At 68.0% G+C, this 14,181-nt stretch carries 14 protein-coding genes and 1 tRNA gene; 4 read left to right on the top strand and 11 right to left on the bottom strand.

All coding sequences use genetic code 11. From position 1 onward, the window contains the following. Window positions 1-4: 4 nt before the first annotated feature. The 3 genes from K7W42_RS08625 to K7W42_RS08615 form a co-directional block, all read right to left on the bottom strand. Window positions 5-1,183, bottom strand: a complete 1,179-nt coding sequence (locus K7W42_RS08625; protein ID WP_224573923.1) for a zinc-dependent alcohol dehydrogenase — start codon at window positions 1,181-1,183, stop codon at window positions 5-7. After that, entirely contained in the window at window positions 1,180-1,941 is a 762-nt protein-coding gene (locus K7W42_RS08620) for an SRPBCC family protein (protein WP_224573921.1), read from the bottom strand. Before K7W42_RS08620 ends, K7W42_RS08625 begins: the two co-directional genes overlap by 4 nt. A 178-nt stretch (window positions 1,942-2,119) precedes the next feature. Beyond that, the gene (locus K7W42_RS08615) at window positions 2,120-3,139 is read right to left on the bottom strand and encodes an SDR family NAD(P)-dependent oxidoreductase (RefSeq protein ID WP_224573919.1); all 1,020 of its coding nucleotides are present in this window, start codon (window positions 3,137-3,139) and stop codon (window positions 2,120-2,122) included. Window positions 3,140-3,526: 387 nt separating this feature from the next. Here K7W42_RS08615 and K7W42_RS08610 point away from each other — a divergent pair, with 387 nt between their 5' ends. After that, complete coding sequence (locus tag K7W42_RS08610) at window positions 3,527-4,426, top strand: cobalamin-binding protein (RefSeq protein ID WP_224573918.1); 900 nt, start codon at window positions 3,527-3,529, stop codon at window positions 4,424-4,426. Window positions 4,427-4,707: 281 nt separating this feature from the next. Here the strand turns inward: K7W42_RS08610 and K7W42_RS08605 are convergent, their stop codons facing one another. From K7W42_RS08605 to purE, 7 genes are all read right to left on the bottom strand, one after another. Next, entirely contained in the window at window positions 4,708-4,914 is a 207-nt protein-coding gene (locus K7W42_RS08605; protein WP_224573914.1) for a hypothetical protein, read from the bottom strand. A 141-nt stretch (window positions 4,915-5,055) separates the two neighbouring features. Continuing rightward, a complete protein-coding gene (locus K7W42_RS08600; RefSeq protein WP_224573912.1) occupies window positions 5,056-5,997 on the bottom strand; it encodes a LysM peptidoglycan-binding domain-containing protein in 942 nt (313 codons plus the stop codon). Window positions 5,998-6,082: 85 nt separating this feature from the next. Next, the gene (locus K7W42_RS08595) at window positions 6,083-7,243 is read right to left on the bottom strand and encodes a hypothetical protein (protein ID WP_224573910.1); all 1,161 of its coding nucleotides are present in this window, start codon (window positions 7,241-7,243) and stop codon (window positions 6,083-6,085) included. A 52-nt stretch (window positions 7,244-7,295) separates the two neighbouring features. Next, window positions 7,296-8,141, bottom strand: coding sequence for a metal ABC transporter substrate-binding protein (locus K7W42_RS08590; RefSeq protein WP_224573907.1), 846 nt, complete (start codon window positions 8,139-8,141; stop codon window positions 7,296-7,298). Further along, on the bottom strand, window positions 8,138-9,211 hold the full coding sequence (locus K7W42_RS08585; RefSeq protein WP_224573905.1) for a CobW family GTP-binding protein: 1,074 nt from the start codon (window positions 9,209-9,211) through the stop codon (window positions 8,138-8,140). The genes K7W42_RS08590 and K7W42_RS08585 overlap by 4 nt, the downstream gene beginning before the upstream one ends. Window positions 9,212-9,630: 419 nt before the next feature. After that, window positions 9,631-10,758, bottom strand: a complete 1,128-nt coding sequence (purK, locus tag K7W42_RS08580) for a 5-(carboxyamino)imidazole ribonucleotide synthase (protein ID WP_224573902.1) — start codon at window positions 10,756-10,758, stop codon at window positions 9,631-9,633. After that, the gene (gene purE / locus K7W42_RS08575) at window positions 10,755-11,252 is read right to left on the bottom strand and encodes a 5-(carboxyamino)imidazole ribonucleotide mutase (protein WP_439648859.1); all 498 of its coding nucleotides are present in this window, start codon (window positions 11,250-11,252) and stop codon (window positions 10,755-10,757) included. The genes purK and purE overlap by 4 nt, the downstream gene beginning before the upstream one ends. A 140-nt stretch (window positions 11,253-11,392) precedes the next feature. On the opposite strand from purE, the gene K7W42_RS08570 reads away from it, so the two are divergent. The 3 genes from K7W42_RS08570 to K7W42_RS08560 all read left to right on the top strand — a co-directional run bounded on the left by K7W42_RS08570 (window position 11,393) and on the right by K7W42_RS08560 (window position 13,304). After that, complete coding sequence (locus tag K7W42_RS08570; RefSeq protein WP_224573900.1) at window positions 11,393-12,571, top strand: glutamate ligase domain-containing protein; 1,179 nt, start codon at window positions 11,393-11,395, stop codon at window positions 12,569-12,571. 37 nt (window positions 12,572-12,608) lie between these two features. After that, window positions 12,609-12,684: transfer RNA gene (locus K7W42_RS08565), tRNA-Lys, on the top strand. A 233-nt stretch (window positions 12,685-12,917) separates the two neighbouring features. Continuing rightward, window positions 12,918-13,304, top strand: a complete 387-nt coding sequence (locus K7W42_RS08560) for a hypothetical protein (RefSeq protein WP_224573898.1) — start codon at window positions 12,918-12,920, stop codon at window positions 13,302-13,304. Between the two features lie 14 nt (window positions 13,305-13,318). Here K7W42_RS08560 and K7W42_RS08555 read toward each other — a convergent pair whose 3' ends face one another. Continuing rightward, window positions 13,319-13,930: a restriction endonuclease gene (locus tag K7W42_RS08555; RefSeq protein ID WP_224573897.1), complete on the bottom strand. Its 612-nt coding sequence runs from the start codon at window positions 13,928-13,930 to the stop codon at window positions 13,319-13,321. Between the last annotated feature and the right edge of the window lie 251 nt (window positions 13,931-14,181).

Raw genomic sequence — 14,181 nt, 5'->3', positions numbered from 1 at the left:
CACCTTAGGCCCAGGGGTTCAGAACCACCTTGATGCAGCCGTCGTGCTTGTCGCGGAACGTCTTGTAGAGGGCTGGGGCCTCGTCCAGTGAGGCGCGGTGGGTGACCACAAAACTGGGGTCAATCTCGCCGGCTTCAATGCGCGAGAGCAGCGGGGCAATATGGCGCTGGGTGTGGGTCTGGCCCATCTTGAACGTCAGCCCCTTGGCAAAGGCCGCGCCCATCGGCACTTTATCGATCAGGCCGCCGTACACGCCGGGCAGGCTGACGGTGCCGCCCTTGGCGCAGCTCAGCAGCGCCCAGCGCAGGGCCGTGATGCGGTCAAAGCTCAGTTTCAGCCTCTGCTTGGCCGTATCCACCAGAGCGCCGGGACCGTGCCCGTGGGCCTCCATGCCCACCGCGTCTATGACGTGGTCGGGGCCGCGCCCCCCGGTGGCTTCGCGTAGGGCCACCAGCACGTCGTCCTGCTCGTAGTTGATGACCTGGCAGCCGGCCGCCTCGGCCATCGCCAGGCGTTCGGGCACGCGGTCCACGACGATGACGTGGGCCGCGCCCAGCATCTGCGCGCTGCGGGCCGCAAATTGGCCCACGGGGCCGGCCCCGAACACCGCCACCACGTCACGCCCCGGCACAATGCCGCAGTTCTCGGCGGCCTGGTAGCCCGTGGGAAAGATGTCGGTCAGGAACAGCACCTGTTCGTCGCGCAGGTCGGATTCAATCTTGTGGGGGCCAATGTCGGCAAACGGCACGCGCACGTACTGGGCCTGCCCACCCGCGTAGCCGCCGTACATGTGCGAGTACCCGAACAGGCCGCCGCCGCTGACCCCGCCGTACAGCGCCTCGGCCATGCGGTGATTGGGGTTGGAGTTGTCGCAGGCGCTGAACAGGCCCCGCCGGCAAGGGTCGCACACCCCGCAGGCGATGTTAAACGGCACGACCACGCGGTCGCCTGGCTTCAGCTTTTTCACGTCGCGGCCGACTTCCACGACCTCACCCATGAACTCGTGGCCCAGGATGTCACCCTTTTCCATGCTGGGAATCACTCCGTCCAGCAGGTGCAGGTCCGAGCCGCAGATGGCCGTGGAGGTGATTTTGATGATGGCATCGGTGGGCAGCAGCAGCGTGGGGTCGGGCACGGTCTCCACGCCGACCTTGTTCGTTCCCTGCCAGACAATCGCTTTCATGCGGCACCTCCCTGGGGCGCGCGGCCGCTGCTCTGGCCCTCGGTGGTGGGGGCAAAGCCCAGTTCCTGTTCCCGTTTAAAGCGCATCAGGTCATCGCGCAGCTGCTGGGCAGGTTCCTCGCCAGTCAGGCGGGCCACAATAGCGCCCGCCGTGCCCGCCGGGGGGCGGTAGGTCAGGCGCACCACGACCTCGGTGCCCCGGTGACCGGGGGCCGCGCGGAACAGGACTTCCCCATGGTTGGGCACCGCCGCGCCCTCCACACTGGCCCAGGCCAGGCGCTGGCCCGGCTCGTCGGCGGTGATGTCGGCCTCCCAGCTCACCTCGCCGGTGGGAGCCTTCACCGTCCAGCGCGAGCGCCCAGCGTCCAGCACCTCTACCCGCTCCAGATGGGTCATCAGGCGGGGGAGGCCAGCCAGGTCGCGCCAGACGGCATACAGTTCGGCGGCGGGTTTGCCGACCGTCACAGCGTCACTGACCAGCACCTCGCCCTCTTTGTTCTGACGGATCTTCAGGGCTGTCGCCAGTGGGTTACGTCCGGTGGCCGCCAGGGCCACCAGGCCAGCCCCCACCCCACCCAGCACGATTTTTTGCAAGGGGCGGGCGCTGCGCAGGCCCGCGCCCATCAGGGCCACACCCACCGTGCCCACCACCGAACGCTCGCGCGCGGGCATGTGGGCCCCGGTGCTGTGGGTGTCCGGAGTATCGGAAGCTGAATCGGAAAGGGCGGGAGGGGTGGGCTGGGTGTCGTCCTGACTCATGGTGACCTCCTGAAAGCTGTGGGAGCAGTCAATCCAGCGCGGGCGGGTAGGAGTGCGGTCTGCCTTACTGTGTGACCACTGCCTCAAGGCTCAGGTCCTCTCTGCTCGCCCAGATGACAGCGGCGTCAAGGCGGTGGCCAGGGGCCTTAGGGCTGCGCTTGAGTTGCCGCAAGGTGTCTTAAGCTTCAGCCTCTCCCCCATTCTGTCCGGCTGGTTTCTGGTTGAACTCGGCTTCGGCAGCACTTTTCAGCGGATTGGCACGGGTCAGGGCGGTTTCGACCTCATGGCCAGTCACCGCCTGCGTGGTCCGGCCAGGGCCGGGCAGCAGGCGGCTGCCCAGCGCCAGCAGGTCGGCGGTCAGTTGCGGCGCCAGTGCCTGCGCGGTGCTCAGCAGCCAGGCGGGGGCGCCAATGGTGGCCTCGGCGTCGCCGCGCACCAGGGCCGTGACGATGCGGCGGGCCGCTTCATGGGCATCCAGAGTCAGCCCCGGCAGGTTGTCCAGGGTGGCAAACAGGGTGTACTCACGCGCCTGCTGGCCCTTGATGGGAGCGTTGCGGGGGCTGCCAGTCCGCATCAGGCCCGGCAGCACGGTGGTGACGGTCACACCCTCGCGGGCCAGTTCGGCGCGCAGCGCCTGGCCCAGCCCCGCAGCGGCAAACTTGCTGACCGAATACGGCGCCAGATGGGGCACGGCCACCTTGCCGCCCAGCGACGACACGATGACCACGCGCCCGCCGCCGCGCAGGTGCGGCAGGGCGGCGCGCACGAGCCGCAGCGGCGCCAGAGCGTTGACCTCCAGAGACTGCCGGAAATCGGCTTCGGTGGTGTTGGCCAGCGGTCCCACCTGAATAATGCCGGCGTTGTTGATCAGCACGTCCAGGCGGCCGTGGGCGCGCACCGTTTCGGCCACGGCCCGGTCCAGGTCAGCCGCCTGGGTCACGTCACCTGCCACCACACTGACACGCCCTGGCGCATTCAGGCTGGCCTGGGCGCGGTGCAAGTCGGCCTCGGTGCGGGCCATCAGCGTGACGCGCGCGCCACGGGTCAGCAGTTCCTGGGCCAGCGCCAGCCCCAGCCCCCGCGAGCCGCCCGTGACCAGCGTCACCTTGCCGCTGAGGTCATAGGGGGGCGTCAGGGCGCGGCGGGCGAGGGTCGCCCCCACAGCGGCGGCCAGCAGCAGACGTTTCGGGATTCGCATACGGGCATTGTGTGCGGCCAACCTTAAAGAGCAGCCCTGCATGAAGAGGACGACAAGTTCAGATTCAGGGGTATGGTCCTGGCCTGTTGACAGGGGCGCATAAGTGGCGGGCGTAACTTGTGGTCGTCGCTTCGGTCAGGGACGGCAGGGGGCGTGTCCGCCCTTGGAAGGCCCTCACCTGCATACAGGAGATGCTCGCGCTACAGGGCAGCGCAGGAACCCTGCAAAACGTTGACCTGCCTTCTGACAGCCGCTGACCCAGGAGACACCAGGGCAGAGACCAGGAGGATGACCAATCGCCCCTGATCAGACGGGAGTTATGGTGTGTGCCGCCGACCGTCACCAGCTTCACGTGGACCAGGCGCGACTGCTCTACCCTGGGACCCTATGACGCTCACTGCGCCTGCCCGCATTGTTAGCCTGCTGCCCAGCGCCACGGATTTGCTGTTTGACCTGGGGCTGGGCGGGCAGGTCGTGGGCGTCAGCCACTCCTGCGACCACCCCGGCGCGGCTGGCCAGCCGGTGCTGACCCGCTCGATCGTGGACGCCGGCGCCCCGCAGGCCGAGATTGACCGCGCCGTGAGCGAGGCGGTGCGCGAGGGCCGCGCCCTGTACCAGGTGGACGGCCCGCTGCTGGACACTCTGCAGCCCGACCTGGTGGTGACGCAGGGGGTTTGCGAGGTCTGCGCGGTTACCCCCGGCACCATTGAAACGGCGGTGCGCTACCTGCCGGGCTGCCTGCCCGCCGCCCAGGTGCTGAGCCTGGAAGGCCGCAGCGTGGCGGGCATTCTGGACGATCTGCGTGCCCTGGCGGGCGTCGCCGGCGTGCCGGAGCGCGGCGACGCGCTGGCCGCCCAGGCCCGTCAAGACTGGAACGCCGTGGTGCCCGTCAACCACGCGCCGCGTGTGCTGACGCTGGAATGGACAGACCCGCCCTTTTACGGCGGCCACTGGGTGCCTGAACAGGTGGAGCGCGCCGGCGGCGTGAATGTTCTGGGCGAGGCAGGCACCGACTCGGGCCGCGCCACCTGGGCGCAGATTGAGGCGCTGGACCCGGATGTCGTGGTGGTGATGTGCTGCGGCTTCGACCTGCCCGAGAATCTGGGCTTTGCCCGCACCCTGCTGGGACGCGAGCTACGCGCCGTCCAGACGGGGCAGCTGTGGGCCACCGACGCGAACGCCCTGTTCAGCCGTCCGGCCCTGGGCGTGGTGCGCGGCGCGGCGGTGCTGGCCGATCTGCTGCGCGGCCAGTCCACGCCGGGTGCCAGCATGCGGGTAACGGCCTGAGACGAGCAGACTGAGAGCAGCTTTCCGTTGCTTTGACGCTGAGCCGTCGCCACCTGCTCTCGCACGAAGGCTGCTATCGGCAAGCAAAGACCCGCCCCGCTGCGCCGTCTCGCGAGGCCGCTCAGGCACGTCCACAAGAAGAAGTCCCGCAACCTCTGGACGGTGCCATCCGCCAGTGCAGCCTCTCAGTACAGGCCGCTACCTCTTCCTCAAACATGGGCATGGCTGTGCTCACAAGAAGCAAACGGGACGCCCTCAACCTGATGCAGGCCAGTTGCGCCCTAACCTGCCCGCCAGGCCCGCCACCACCCCCGCACCGACCAGCCCCAGGCGGCCAACGTGCCCAGACCCAGCACGGCCACCACCAGGGGCGGCCACCCCACGCCAGCCGCATACAGGGTCAGCAGGGCGCCCAGCACCCCCAGCCCAAACACCGACCAGAACAGCAGCCCCAGCAGCTGCACCACCAGACCAATCAACGCGTCCATGCATTCAGGGTGACGCAGGGGGCATGATGGGCGGATGGTGGCCTGTAGGAGCCAGAACTGAGGGCATGGAACCTCACACGGGCGATTCTTTCAGGTCTCGTCCGTCGGCACGGCGCACAGCCAGCAAGCAGCGCGACCTGCTTAGCTGTGACCCACCAGACGGCGCACCAGGGCGTCGTAGCCCTTGGGGTACACCGGGAACATCTGACGGCCCTGGGTGTTCCACAGCACGTCGAAGCTGCGGTAACTCATGTAGGCGAGCGGCCCCACCATGCTGTCACTGACCCACACCAGCCCGGCCTGGTCGTCGTAACCGCGCACCACCCGGAAGTGCGGCACCTGTCCCGTGCGCTCGAACCACTGCAAGACGATGACTGGAATGCCCAGCGCCAGCAGCCGCTTAACCTGTGACAGCCGCGCCTGACGCACCGTCAGGGTATTCAGGCCAAACTTGGAGAGTTCCGGGGCGATGGCGCTGATCTGCATGTAACCGCCGCCAGGCCGAGCTGTGCGCTGAATCACGTCCTGACCGATCTTTACCCGGTAAAAGCCCAGCACCGAGGACAGCGCGCTGGGCCCACAGTTGTTGTAGGTCTGATAACTGAAGGACAGCCCCGGCAGGTAGGTGCGAATGGGCGCCTCGTCTCCCACCGGCAGCCCCAGGTCCGTCAGGGCCCAGCCGATAAAACTGACCACAGTGGCGGGCGGCGCCGCCGTCCAGGCCCGTGGGCCGGTCACCTGGGCCGGGTCCGGGCGGGGGCTGCCGGGCAGCGGCGCCGCAACCGCCGGAATCGCTGCCGCGCGCGCCGCCGGCGGGGCGGCGGTGACTTGCGGCGCAGTCGCCTGGCCCGCGCCCGACGCCGCTGGCAGCTGAAGCACCTGCCCTGGCCGCAACGCCGCGCCACTTAGGCTGTTCAGGCGCTGCAACGTCTCGACCGACGTACCCATGCGCCGCGCCACGGCGTACAGGGTGTCCCCGGCCTGCACGGTGTAGGTGCGGGCATCTGCCGCGCCCAGTGCGAGGGCCAACGCGGCGCCCAGAGCCCACAGGGACCGGCGCCCACCAACCAGCTGTTTTCCCATTGACCGGGTCATCTTAGCGCCGCTGACCCGGCCCAAAGATGTGACGCAGGGCCAGCCACAGACCCCAGCCTGCCCACCTTCCAGTTCAGTGCTGCTCTCCGGTGGCCTGGGTCAGCGCCAGCATGGCCGGCGTTCCGCCTACCGCCAACCGGCGCGTGACTTTCAGGTCGGCCAGGGCTACCTCCAGCACCTCACCTGTGGCTGGGCTGGTCAGGTAGGCGTGGGCGGCGCCCAGCGTCATGGTGGGCCGCACAGCCGCCTTGTCGGCCGGGTCGGTGGGGGCCACCAGTCCGGCGCTGCTCAGCACGCGGCCGGTGGGGGCGTGCAGCAGGTGCAGCGCGCCGTCGGCCGTCAGCACCGCGAGGCGCTGCCCATCCGCAGTGAAGGCAAACTTGAGGGGCGTAGCGGGCAGTGCAACAGCCGTCAGGGCCGGGTCGGCCGCCGTCCAGCGGGCCAGACCTGCGCCAAAGTTGCCGTACAGCGCCGCACTCCGCTCATGCGCGGCCACCGTGCCGACCCGCGTCCCCGCCGGGGTGCCTGCCGGGTTGGGCAGCTTGCGCGCGCTGACCGTCTGCCGCTGGACAGTCACGGCCAGCACGCCGTCGGTGCAGCCAAAGTAGGCGACCGCGCCCTGCACCGCCTCGCCGTGCAGGCCAGGGCAGGGCACGTCCAACGTCTTCAGTAGGCGGCCGGTGGACAGGTCGTAGGCGTCCACCCGGTTCAGGGCCAGATACCCGCTCAGCAGCACGTCACCCAGCAGGGCCGGGGCGCCGTGGTCGGGGGCCGCCACCTTCACCAGCCGCATGTCATTCGTTTTGCCCAGCAGCAGCTCGCCAAAGACGGCGACGTCACCGCCCTTGTCATTAAAGATGGCAATCTGGTCGCCGTGGGTAAAAAAGTGGGTGGGCTGCTGCCCCACGTTCAGGGTGGCCAGGATGTGGGGCGCCTTCTGCACGAGGTCACGGTGGTCGCCGTGGTCAATGGCCCCCAGCCCAGAATGCAGCACGGTCACGCGGTCGTCGTCGCGGTGAATGGCGTAGGCGTAGGTGCCGCCAGGGCCAGCGTACAGGCCACTGAGCTTGCCGGGCGTGCCAAAGCTGGCCAGCGGGGTGCCGTCTGCCAGGTTAATGACACTCAGGGCGTGGGTGCGGGCGTCAGCGACCACCAGGCGCGCGGCAGTGGTCTCGGCCAGGGCGGGGGTCGTCAGGGTCAGGGCAGCGGTCAGCGAAACAAGGATGGGGCGCATGGTCAAACTCCTGTGAAAGAAGGCGAACGGGGTGGGTGAGAGGGCTGGACCGCTATTTCAGAGCCAGCAGGAGGGTGTCGCGGTTGCGGCGCATCATCTCGGCGTAGCCCGGTGTCTGGGCGCTGCCTTCGGGGTCCAGCACATAGAGAGGCACGCCCGCTTCGGCGGCGACGGCGCGGGCAGGGCCAGCGGGCAGCTGCGGCTCGGCAAAGACGGCCTTTACCCCTAGGACACGAATGGTCTTGACCGCCTGAGCCATCGTCTGGGCGCTGGGTTCCAGCCCTTGCAGCGGGGCCAGGGTGCCGACCACCCGCAGGCCGTAGGCGCGGGCAAAGTACCCGAAGGCGTTATGAAAGGTCAGCAGCGCGCCGCCGCGCACCGGGGCCAGCGTGCGCTCAAGTTCGGCGTGCAGCCCCGTCAGGCAGCGCGCTTCCTGCTCGGCGCCCAGGCGGTAGGCAGCGGCGTGGGCAGGATCAGCCTGAGCCAGGGCGCCGCCCACGGCCACAGCCGCCTGCGCCATCAGGCCGGCGTCCAGCCACCAGTGGGGGTCGGTGGCCCGGCCGGCGCGCAGCCGGGGAAACGGCAGGGTGTCGCCCAGCTTGACCACAGCGGCGCGGCTGCCGCTGGCCCGCACATACCACTCCAGCCAGTCGTCGGCGCCCAGCCCGGCCATGATGACCACATCGGCGGTTTTCAGGCGGGCAATGTCGCGCACCGTGGGGTCAAAACTGTGCGGACTGGCCCCCACTGGCACGGCGCGCTCCACCTGGGCGGCGTCTCCGGCGACGCGCGCGACCACGTCGTACAGCGGCTGAAAAGACACGGTGACCTTCAGCGGCGCGGCGCTGGCGACTGACAGGGCCGCCAGCAACGCTGTCGCCGCCGCTCCGCGCCTCATGGGTGCTGCACCGCGGCGCTCAGGAGGGCGTCCAGAGCGGCGCCGTCCAGATCACGGCCAATAAAGACGATCTCGCTGAAGGCCTGGTCCGGCGAGAGCCACTCGCCGGCCTGTTCCAGCGCCAGCTGCCGCCCCGTGTGGTTCCAGAGGGTTGCCGCGCCGTCCCCCAGGTTGACCCAGCCTTTCGAGCGAATGACGTTGCGCGGCAGGCCGCTGGTCAGGGCAGCGGTGAAGCGCACGGGGTCAAAGGGCTGCTCGCTGCGGTAGATATGGGTGCCCAGGCCGTAGGTCTCGGACTCGGGCGTGTGCACCTTCTCCAGTTCGGCCATCCAGGCGTCCAGCTGACTGGCGGTGTCAAAGTCAAAGAGCCCCACCCCCAGAATGTCCTCGGCCGACACCTGACCCCGCACGGCGTCCAGCACGCGGGCGCGCGGATTGGAAAGCCGCAGGAGCCCGCGCAGCGCCGCCACATCGCCCGGCGCCGCCAGGTCCAGTTTGTTCAGGACCACCAGGTCGGCAAACTCCAGCTGCTCGGCCAGCAGTTCGCCAAAGCCCCGCTCCTGGTCGTCACCGGGAATGGCGTCGGGCCGGTTCCAGAGCGTGAAGAACTGGGCGCTGTCCACCACCGTGACCATCGCGTCCACATGCACCCGGCCAATGAGGTTGGGCAGCTCTGGCTGGCCGTCTTCCGGTGCCAGGTCCAGTTCCTCAGGGGTGAGGCAGAAGGTCTGGGCAATCGGCAGCGGCTCGCCAATCCCGGTGGACTCAATCAGGATGTGGTCCAGTTCGCGCGTGTTGACCAGATCAGCCACGGCGTAAAGCAGGTCGCCGCGTAGCGTGCAGCAGATGCAGCCGTTGGACAGCTCAATGGTGCCCTCATCGGTCTTGACCACCAGATCGGCGTCAATGTTCACGGCGCCAAATTCATTGACAATCACGGCAATTTTCCGGCCCCTGGTCTGGGTCAGCAGGTGATTGAGCAGCATGGTCTTCCCTGCCCCCAGAAACCCGCACAGCACGGTGATGGGGACAGAGGACGACAGGGACGAGTGAGAAGAAAGCACAGTCATATTTGATATTGATAACACAGTATCAATACCCTAGGGAAGAGTGGGCTGGATGAGCTGGCTGGACAGGCGTGCTAGGGATGCCTGATCTCAAGAGAGGAATGTCGTGCAGCAGCGTCAGTTCTGAGTCCTGGGAGCTGCAAAAAAGCCTCCCATCAGAGATGGCTCTCAGCGTCTGCGCCGCCGCTATCCGTGTCTACTTGTCCTCACCCAGCGGGCTTGCAGACAGGTTCAGGGTGTAGACAAATCACAGGAGGACGCGCGACCTGGGAAAGCCCCAGCCCTGCCGACACCACGGCCCCGCTATGTACTGCTCCCGCCTACCTGGGTCTTTTTCAGAGCATGCAGCCGCTGAAACCGCAGCGGTACGTCCAGCCCACACCACCACCGGCGCTCATACGCCTGCCAAATTCGCCACCGCTTTACGGAATGAGCGTCAGCAGTTCGGCCAGGCGGGCCTGCAACGTTTCCTCATCTGGCGCCGTCAGGTTGACGTGACCTAGCTTGCGCCCGGCGCGCCACGCCTTGTGGTACAGATGAACATGGGTGCCGTCTAGCGCGTCAATCCCGGCCCAGTCAGGGTGCAGCGGCTGACCGTCCGGGTCAGTTGCGCCCACCACGTTGACCATGGCGCAGGGGTGCAGGGGGCGCCAGTCGCTGAGCGGCCAGTCCAGCACGGCGCGCACCTGGGCCTCAAATTGACTGGAGGCGCCGCCGTTCTGGGTGAGGTGACCACTGTTGTGCACCCTGGGGGCCACCTCGTTGACCAGCAGATCGCCGCCCGCCACCTGAAAAAACTCAAGGGTCAGCAGCCCCTCCAGCCCCCAGGCTTCCGCCACAGCGGCGGCCAGCGACCGGGCGCGGGCCTCGGTGCCCGCCGGCACGTGGGCCGGAAAGACGCTGCTTCTCAGGATGCCCGCCCGGTGCACATTTTCCACCAGCGGCCCGCAGGCCACCTGACCCGAGGGAGCGCGCGCCACCGCCAGACTGAGTTCCCGCTCGAAAGGCACCAGGCCCTCCAGCACGCAGGGCACGCCGCCCAGTTCCGTCCAGGCGGCGCGTAGGCCCTCAGTGGTGGTCACGCGGGCCTGGCCCTTCCCGTCATAGCCCAGTTCACTGGTTTTAAGGATGCCCTGACCGCCCACCTGGTCCAGGGCGCCCTCCAGGTCGGCGGCCGTTTCAATGGCAACAAAGGGCGCGGTCTCGGCCCTTGCCGCGCGCAAGGCTTCTTTCTCCCGGACGCGGTGCTTGCTACGCGCCAGCACCTCGGCGCCGGGTCGCACCGGCACCCGGCCATGCAGGGCGCTGAGGGCCGGCACCGGCACATTCTCGAATTCCAGCGTGACGGCGTCGCAGGCGGCCAGCTGCTCCAGGGCGGCGGGGTCGGTGTAGGGGGCCCGCAGGTGCGCGGCACACAGCCGGGCCGGAGCCTCGGGATCCGGTTCCAGCACCGTCACGCGCACGCCCAGCGGCAGGGCCGCCAGCGCCAGCATCTGGGCCAGTTGCCCGCCGCCCAGAATCCCCAGCGAGGGCTGTGAAGCGCGGCTCATGCTGTGCCCGCCTGGGGGTGACCATCAAAGAAAGGGTGGTCCAGCACCGCCTGGGTCTGGGCGGCCCGGAAGGCGTCCAGCCGGGCGCGCACGGCCTCGTCGGTGGTGGCCAGCAGGGCCGCGGCAAACAGCGCGGCGTTTTTTGCCCCCGCCGCCCCGATGGCAAAGGTGGCCACCGGCACCCCGGCGGGCATCTGCACGATGCTCAGCAGGCTGTCCTGACCGCTCAGGGCGCGCGACTGCACCGGCACACCCAGCACCGGCACGCGCGTAAAGGCCGCCAGCATTCCTGGCAGGTGCGCCGCGCCGCCCGCCCCGGCAATGATGCAGGCCAGGTTCAGACGCTCGGCCCGCGCGCCGTAGGTGGGCAGCAGCGCCGGCGTGCGGTGCGCCGACAGCACCCGCACCTCGTAGGGCACGCCCAGGTCTCCCAGCAGGTCCAGCGCGCCCTGCATGGTCTCGAAATCGCTGCGGCTTCCCATCACGACGCCCACGCGGGGGGGGCGGCTCTGCACGGCAAGGTCAGTCACGGGCTGCATGCTAACGCGGGGCCTGCGCTGGTGCCGGGCCGCTGCTGGACAGGAAGAGACGCCCCCCTCTGCCAGGTGCCTCCCCAGTGTCTTACCCTGGCCCTGTGTCCGAGCGTCCCCCTACTGCCCCTGACTACGCCTGGCTGTATGCCCGCACCCGCGCGGGCCGGGCTCGTGGCCCAGAAGGCGCGCGGGCGCTGCTGGACCGCCTGGGCCGACCCGACCGCGCCTTTACCAGCGTGCGCGTGGTAGGCACCAACGGCAAGGGCAGCACCTGCGCCATGCTGGAAGCCGGCCTGCTGGCCGCCGGGGTCCGCACAGGCCGCTTTACCAGCCCGCACCTTCACGCCTACGAGGAACGAATTCGGCTGGGCGGTGTGAACCTGCCGCCAGAGCGCACCGCCGCCTTTATTACCTGGGCACAGACCCACACCCCGGACGCCGCTTTTTTCGACCTGACGCTGGCCCTGGCCTGTCAGGCCTTTGCGGAGGGCGGGGTGGAGGTGGCGGTCATGGAGGCAGGCGTCGGTGGCCAGAGCGACGCCACGCAGGTCCTGGAGCACGTCTCGGCCGTGGCCCTAACCAATGTGGGGCTCGACCACACCGCCACCCTGGGCGAGACGGTGGCGGCCATCGCCCTCGACAAAGCCGGGGCCGCGCAGCCGGGCGTGCCGCTGCTGACGACGGCCGAAGGCGAGGCGCTGGCAGTTATTAGGGAGGTCGCCCAGGAACAGGGGGCGCCACTGCTGACCCCTGCCACCTACCCGGCCCTGTTTTCCCTGCCGCGTCCTCCAGCCCTGGCCGGCGCACATCAGCTTCAGAATGCGGCCCTGGCAGCCGCAACCCTGCGCACGCTGGGCTTTGACTCAGGGGTTGAGGCGGCGCTGACGGCCGCCCACCCAGCCCGGCTGGAACGCCTGAGGGTGCAGGGCAAGACCGTGTTGCTGGACGGCGCGCACAACCCCCACGCCACCCAGGCGCTGGCGCTGGCCGTGCCGGCGGCCGACGTGCTGCTCTTTGGCGGCTTGGCCCGCAAAGACACGGCGGCCACCCTGGCCCCGCTCCTGGCGGTGGCCCCGGTGCGGGTGTTCACCGCACCTGGCGACCTGGCCGCACCGCCCGCCGAACTGGCCACCCTGTACGGCGGCGAGGCTGATCTGGACCCAACGCGCGCCCTGGCCCGTGCGCTGGCCCTCACTCCGGCGGGCGGCACCCTGCTGGTGGCGGGCAGTCTGTACCTGGCGGGGACGGTGCGGGGCCTGCTGGCGCCAGATTTGGCTTGACAGTCTCTTTTGGGCCCCTTATACTTTCTTCCGCTCTGGGTCGTTAGCTCAATTGGCAGAGCAGCTGACTCTTAATCAGCGGGTTGTAGGTTCGATTCCTACACGACCCACCAGACACAAAGCCCCGCCTAGTGCGGGGTTTTTTGATTTTCCTTCCTTCTGCATAGTCCTGATTGATTCTGGCACTACCCCAATACAGTGGTTCTGCATCAGCTCGCGCGCTTGCACTGAAGGTTGCACTGGTCAGTTCGGCCGCTGATCTCAATGATGCTGCAGCCTTTCGCAGGGTCTTCGGACAGCACCTTGGATTGAGGTTTGCCTTGAGTCCGTGGGTTGATGGCCAGACATGCCGCTGGTCAAGCTGAGTGGTATGGAATACGTCCAGGCCATTCTGTTGCAACTCGCCTTTCAGGTGCCGCTCCTGGCGCTCTGGATCTTCGGAATTGTGATGGCGGCTCAGCGGCGCAGGGTCTACCCCGCCTTGACTTGGGTGGTAGTGGGGTTGACCGCACTGTGTCTCCTGCGGCTGGTGAGCACCGGGGTCAACATCGGGCTGCCCCTGTGGGCATCCGGGCGGGGGTATTCGGCGGTGGCGACAGGGCAACTGCTGGCAGTGACCGGAATAGGCCAGCTGGTGGTGGAACTGGGCGCGTGGGTTTGCCTGCTGGTGGGGCTGTTCGGCGTCATGCGCCCACAGCCGTCCGGCGTGCGGCACAGTGTTGTAGAGAAGTGATGCCAAGGGGCTGATTAGCCGAGCCAGTCGCCCGCGTGGGGCAGCAGGTCACGGGGCATGCCCTTGCCAATCCTGGCGGCCTCTTGCAAGCGGAAGAGGTCGGGAGCGGTCCATAAGGGAACCTTGTTGGCCCCGGCGAGCTCGACAGCGGCCTTAGTGTAGCCCGGCCCACTAGTGAACACGACCGCATGTGCGCAGCCGTAAATAGCCTTGCTGGCCACGACTTCTTGCACGGCCTTGTTGCCGAGCTTGTTGGTGTAGTGCTTGACCTGCACCGCCACTTTGACGCCGCCGGGCGCGGTGGCGATCACGTCGGCGCCCTGGTCACTGGTACCGCGATTGGCACGGGCGCTCCAGCCGGGCAGGGCGTCAATGACTTGCGCGACATGCAACTCCAGCTCGCGGTGGGTGAGCGCGCGCAGGTCACTGAGGGCCAGGGTACGTGCTCGCCTGCGCTTATGGGCGTACAGAGAGAAAGGAAGACCGATCAGCGCCCCGAGAAAGATGAGCCCAGTCAATGGGCGAAGGTCAGGCAGGGCAATAAAGGCAATGAAAGAGAGAACCACCCCCATGATCCAGTGGGCGGGATGGTCCTCAGCGGGCTTCTGTGTTTTACGGCGGGCCACAGCTTCAGGCTAGCGCTGCGAAGAACTGGCCTCAGCCCAAAATGACGAATACCCCTGGCAGGGGCATGGAGAGATCTCACTCTTCAGACACCTTCTGCTTTCTCAACCCTTGTTGCTATTCAGGACAAAAACTACAAAGGCTAAGAAAAAAGCGCAAGCATAAATGAAACTGAGTCACCTCGAATAGGGGTTGACAGTCAGGGCATCAGCCGCTGAGGTCAATGAATTTCAGATTGTGTGCGAGGACGTTT

The organism is Deinococcus betulae (genome assembly GCF_020166395.1).
GTDB classification, from domain to species: Bacteria; Deinococcota; Deinococci; order Deinococcales; family Deinococcaceae; genus Deinococcus; species Deinococcus betulae.
This window is presented reverse-complemented; position numbering and strand designations above follow the sequence as displayed.

What these genes read in the sequence shown, in the direction of transcription:
- K7W42_RS08625 (WP_224573923.1), bottom strand. Translation starts at nt 1,183, where the DNA reads ATGAAAGCGATTGTCTGGCAGGGAACGAACAAGGTCGGCGTGGAGACC.
- K7W42_RS08620 (WP_224573921.1), bottom strand. Translation starts at nt 1,941, where the DNA reads ATGAGTCAGGACGACACCCAGCCCACCCCTCCCGCCCTTTCCGATTCA.
- K7W42_RS08615 (WP_224573919.1), bottom strand. Translation starts at nt 3,139, where the DNA reads ATGCGAATCCCGAAACGTCTGCTGCTGGCCGCCGCTGTGGGGGCGACC.
- K7W42_RS08610 (WP_224573918.1), top strand. Translation starts at nt 3,527, where the DNA reads ATGACGCTCACTGCGCCTGCCCGCATTGTTAGCCTGCTGCCCAGCGCC.
- K7W42_RS08605 (WP_224573914.1), bottom strand. Translation starts at nt 4,914, where the DNA reads ATGGACGCGTTGATTGGTCTGGTGGTGCAGCTGCTGGGGCTGCTGTTC.
- K7W42_RS08600 (WP_224573912.1), bottom strand. Translation starts at nt 5,997, where the DNA reads ATGGGAAAACAGCTGGTTGGTGGGCGCCGGTCCCTGTGGGCTCTGGGC.
- K7W42_RS08595 (WP_224573910.1), bottom strand. Translation starts at nt 7,243, where the DNA reads ATGCGCCCCATCCTTGTTTCGCTGACCGCTGCCCTGACCCTGACGACC.
- K7W42_RS08590 (WP_224573907.1), bottom strand. Translation starts at nt 8,141, where the DNA reads ATGAGGCGCGGAGCGGCGGCGACAGCGTTGCTGGCGGCCCTGTCAGTC.
- K7W42_RS08585 (WP_224573905.1), bottom strand. Translation starts at nt 9,211, where the DNA reads ATGACTGTGCTTTCTTCTCACTCGTCCCTGTCGTCCTCTGTCCCCATC.
- purK (WP_224573902.1), bottom strand. Translation starts at nt 10,758, where the DNA reads ATGAGCCGCGCTTCACAGCCCTCGCTGGGGATTCTGGGCGGCGGGCAA.
- K7W42_RS08560 (WP_224573898.1), top strand. Translation starts at nt 12,918, where the DNA reads ATGCCGCTGGTCAAGCTGAGTGGTATGGAATACGTCCAGGCCATTCTG.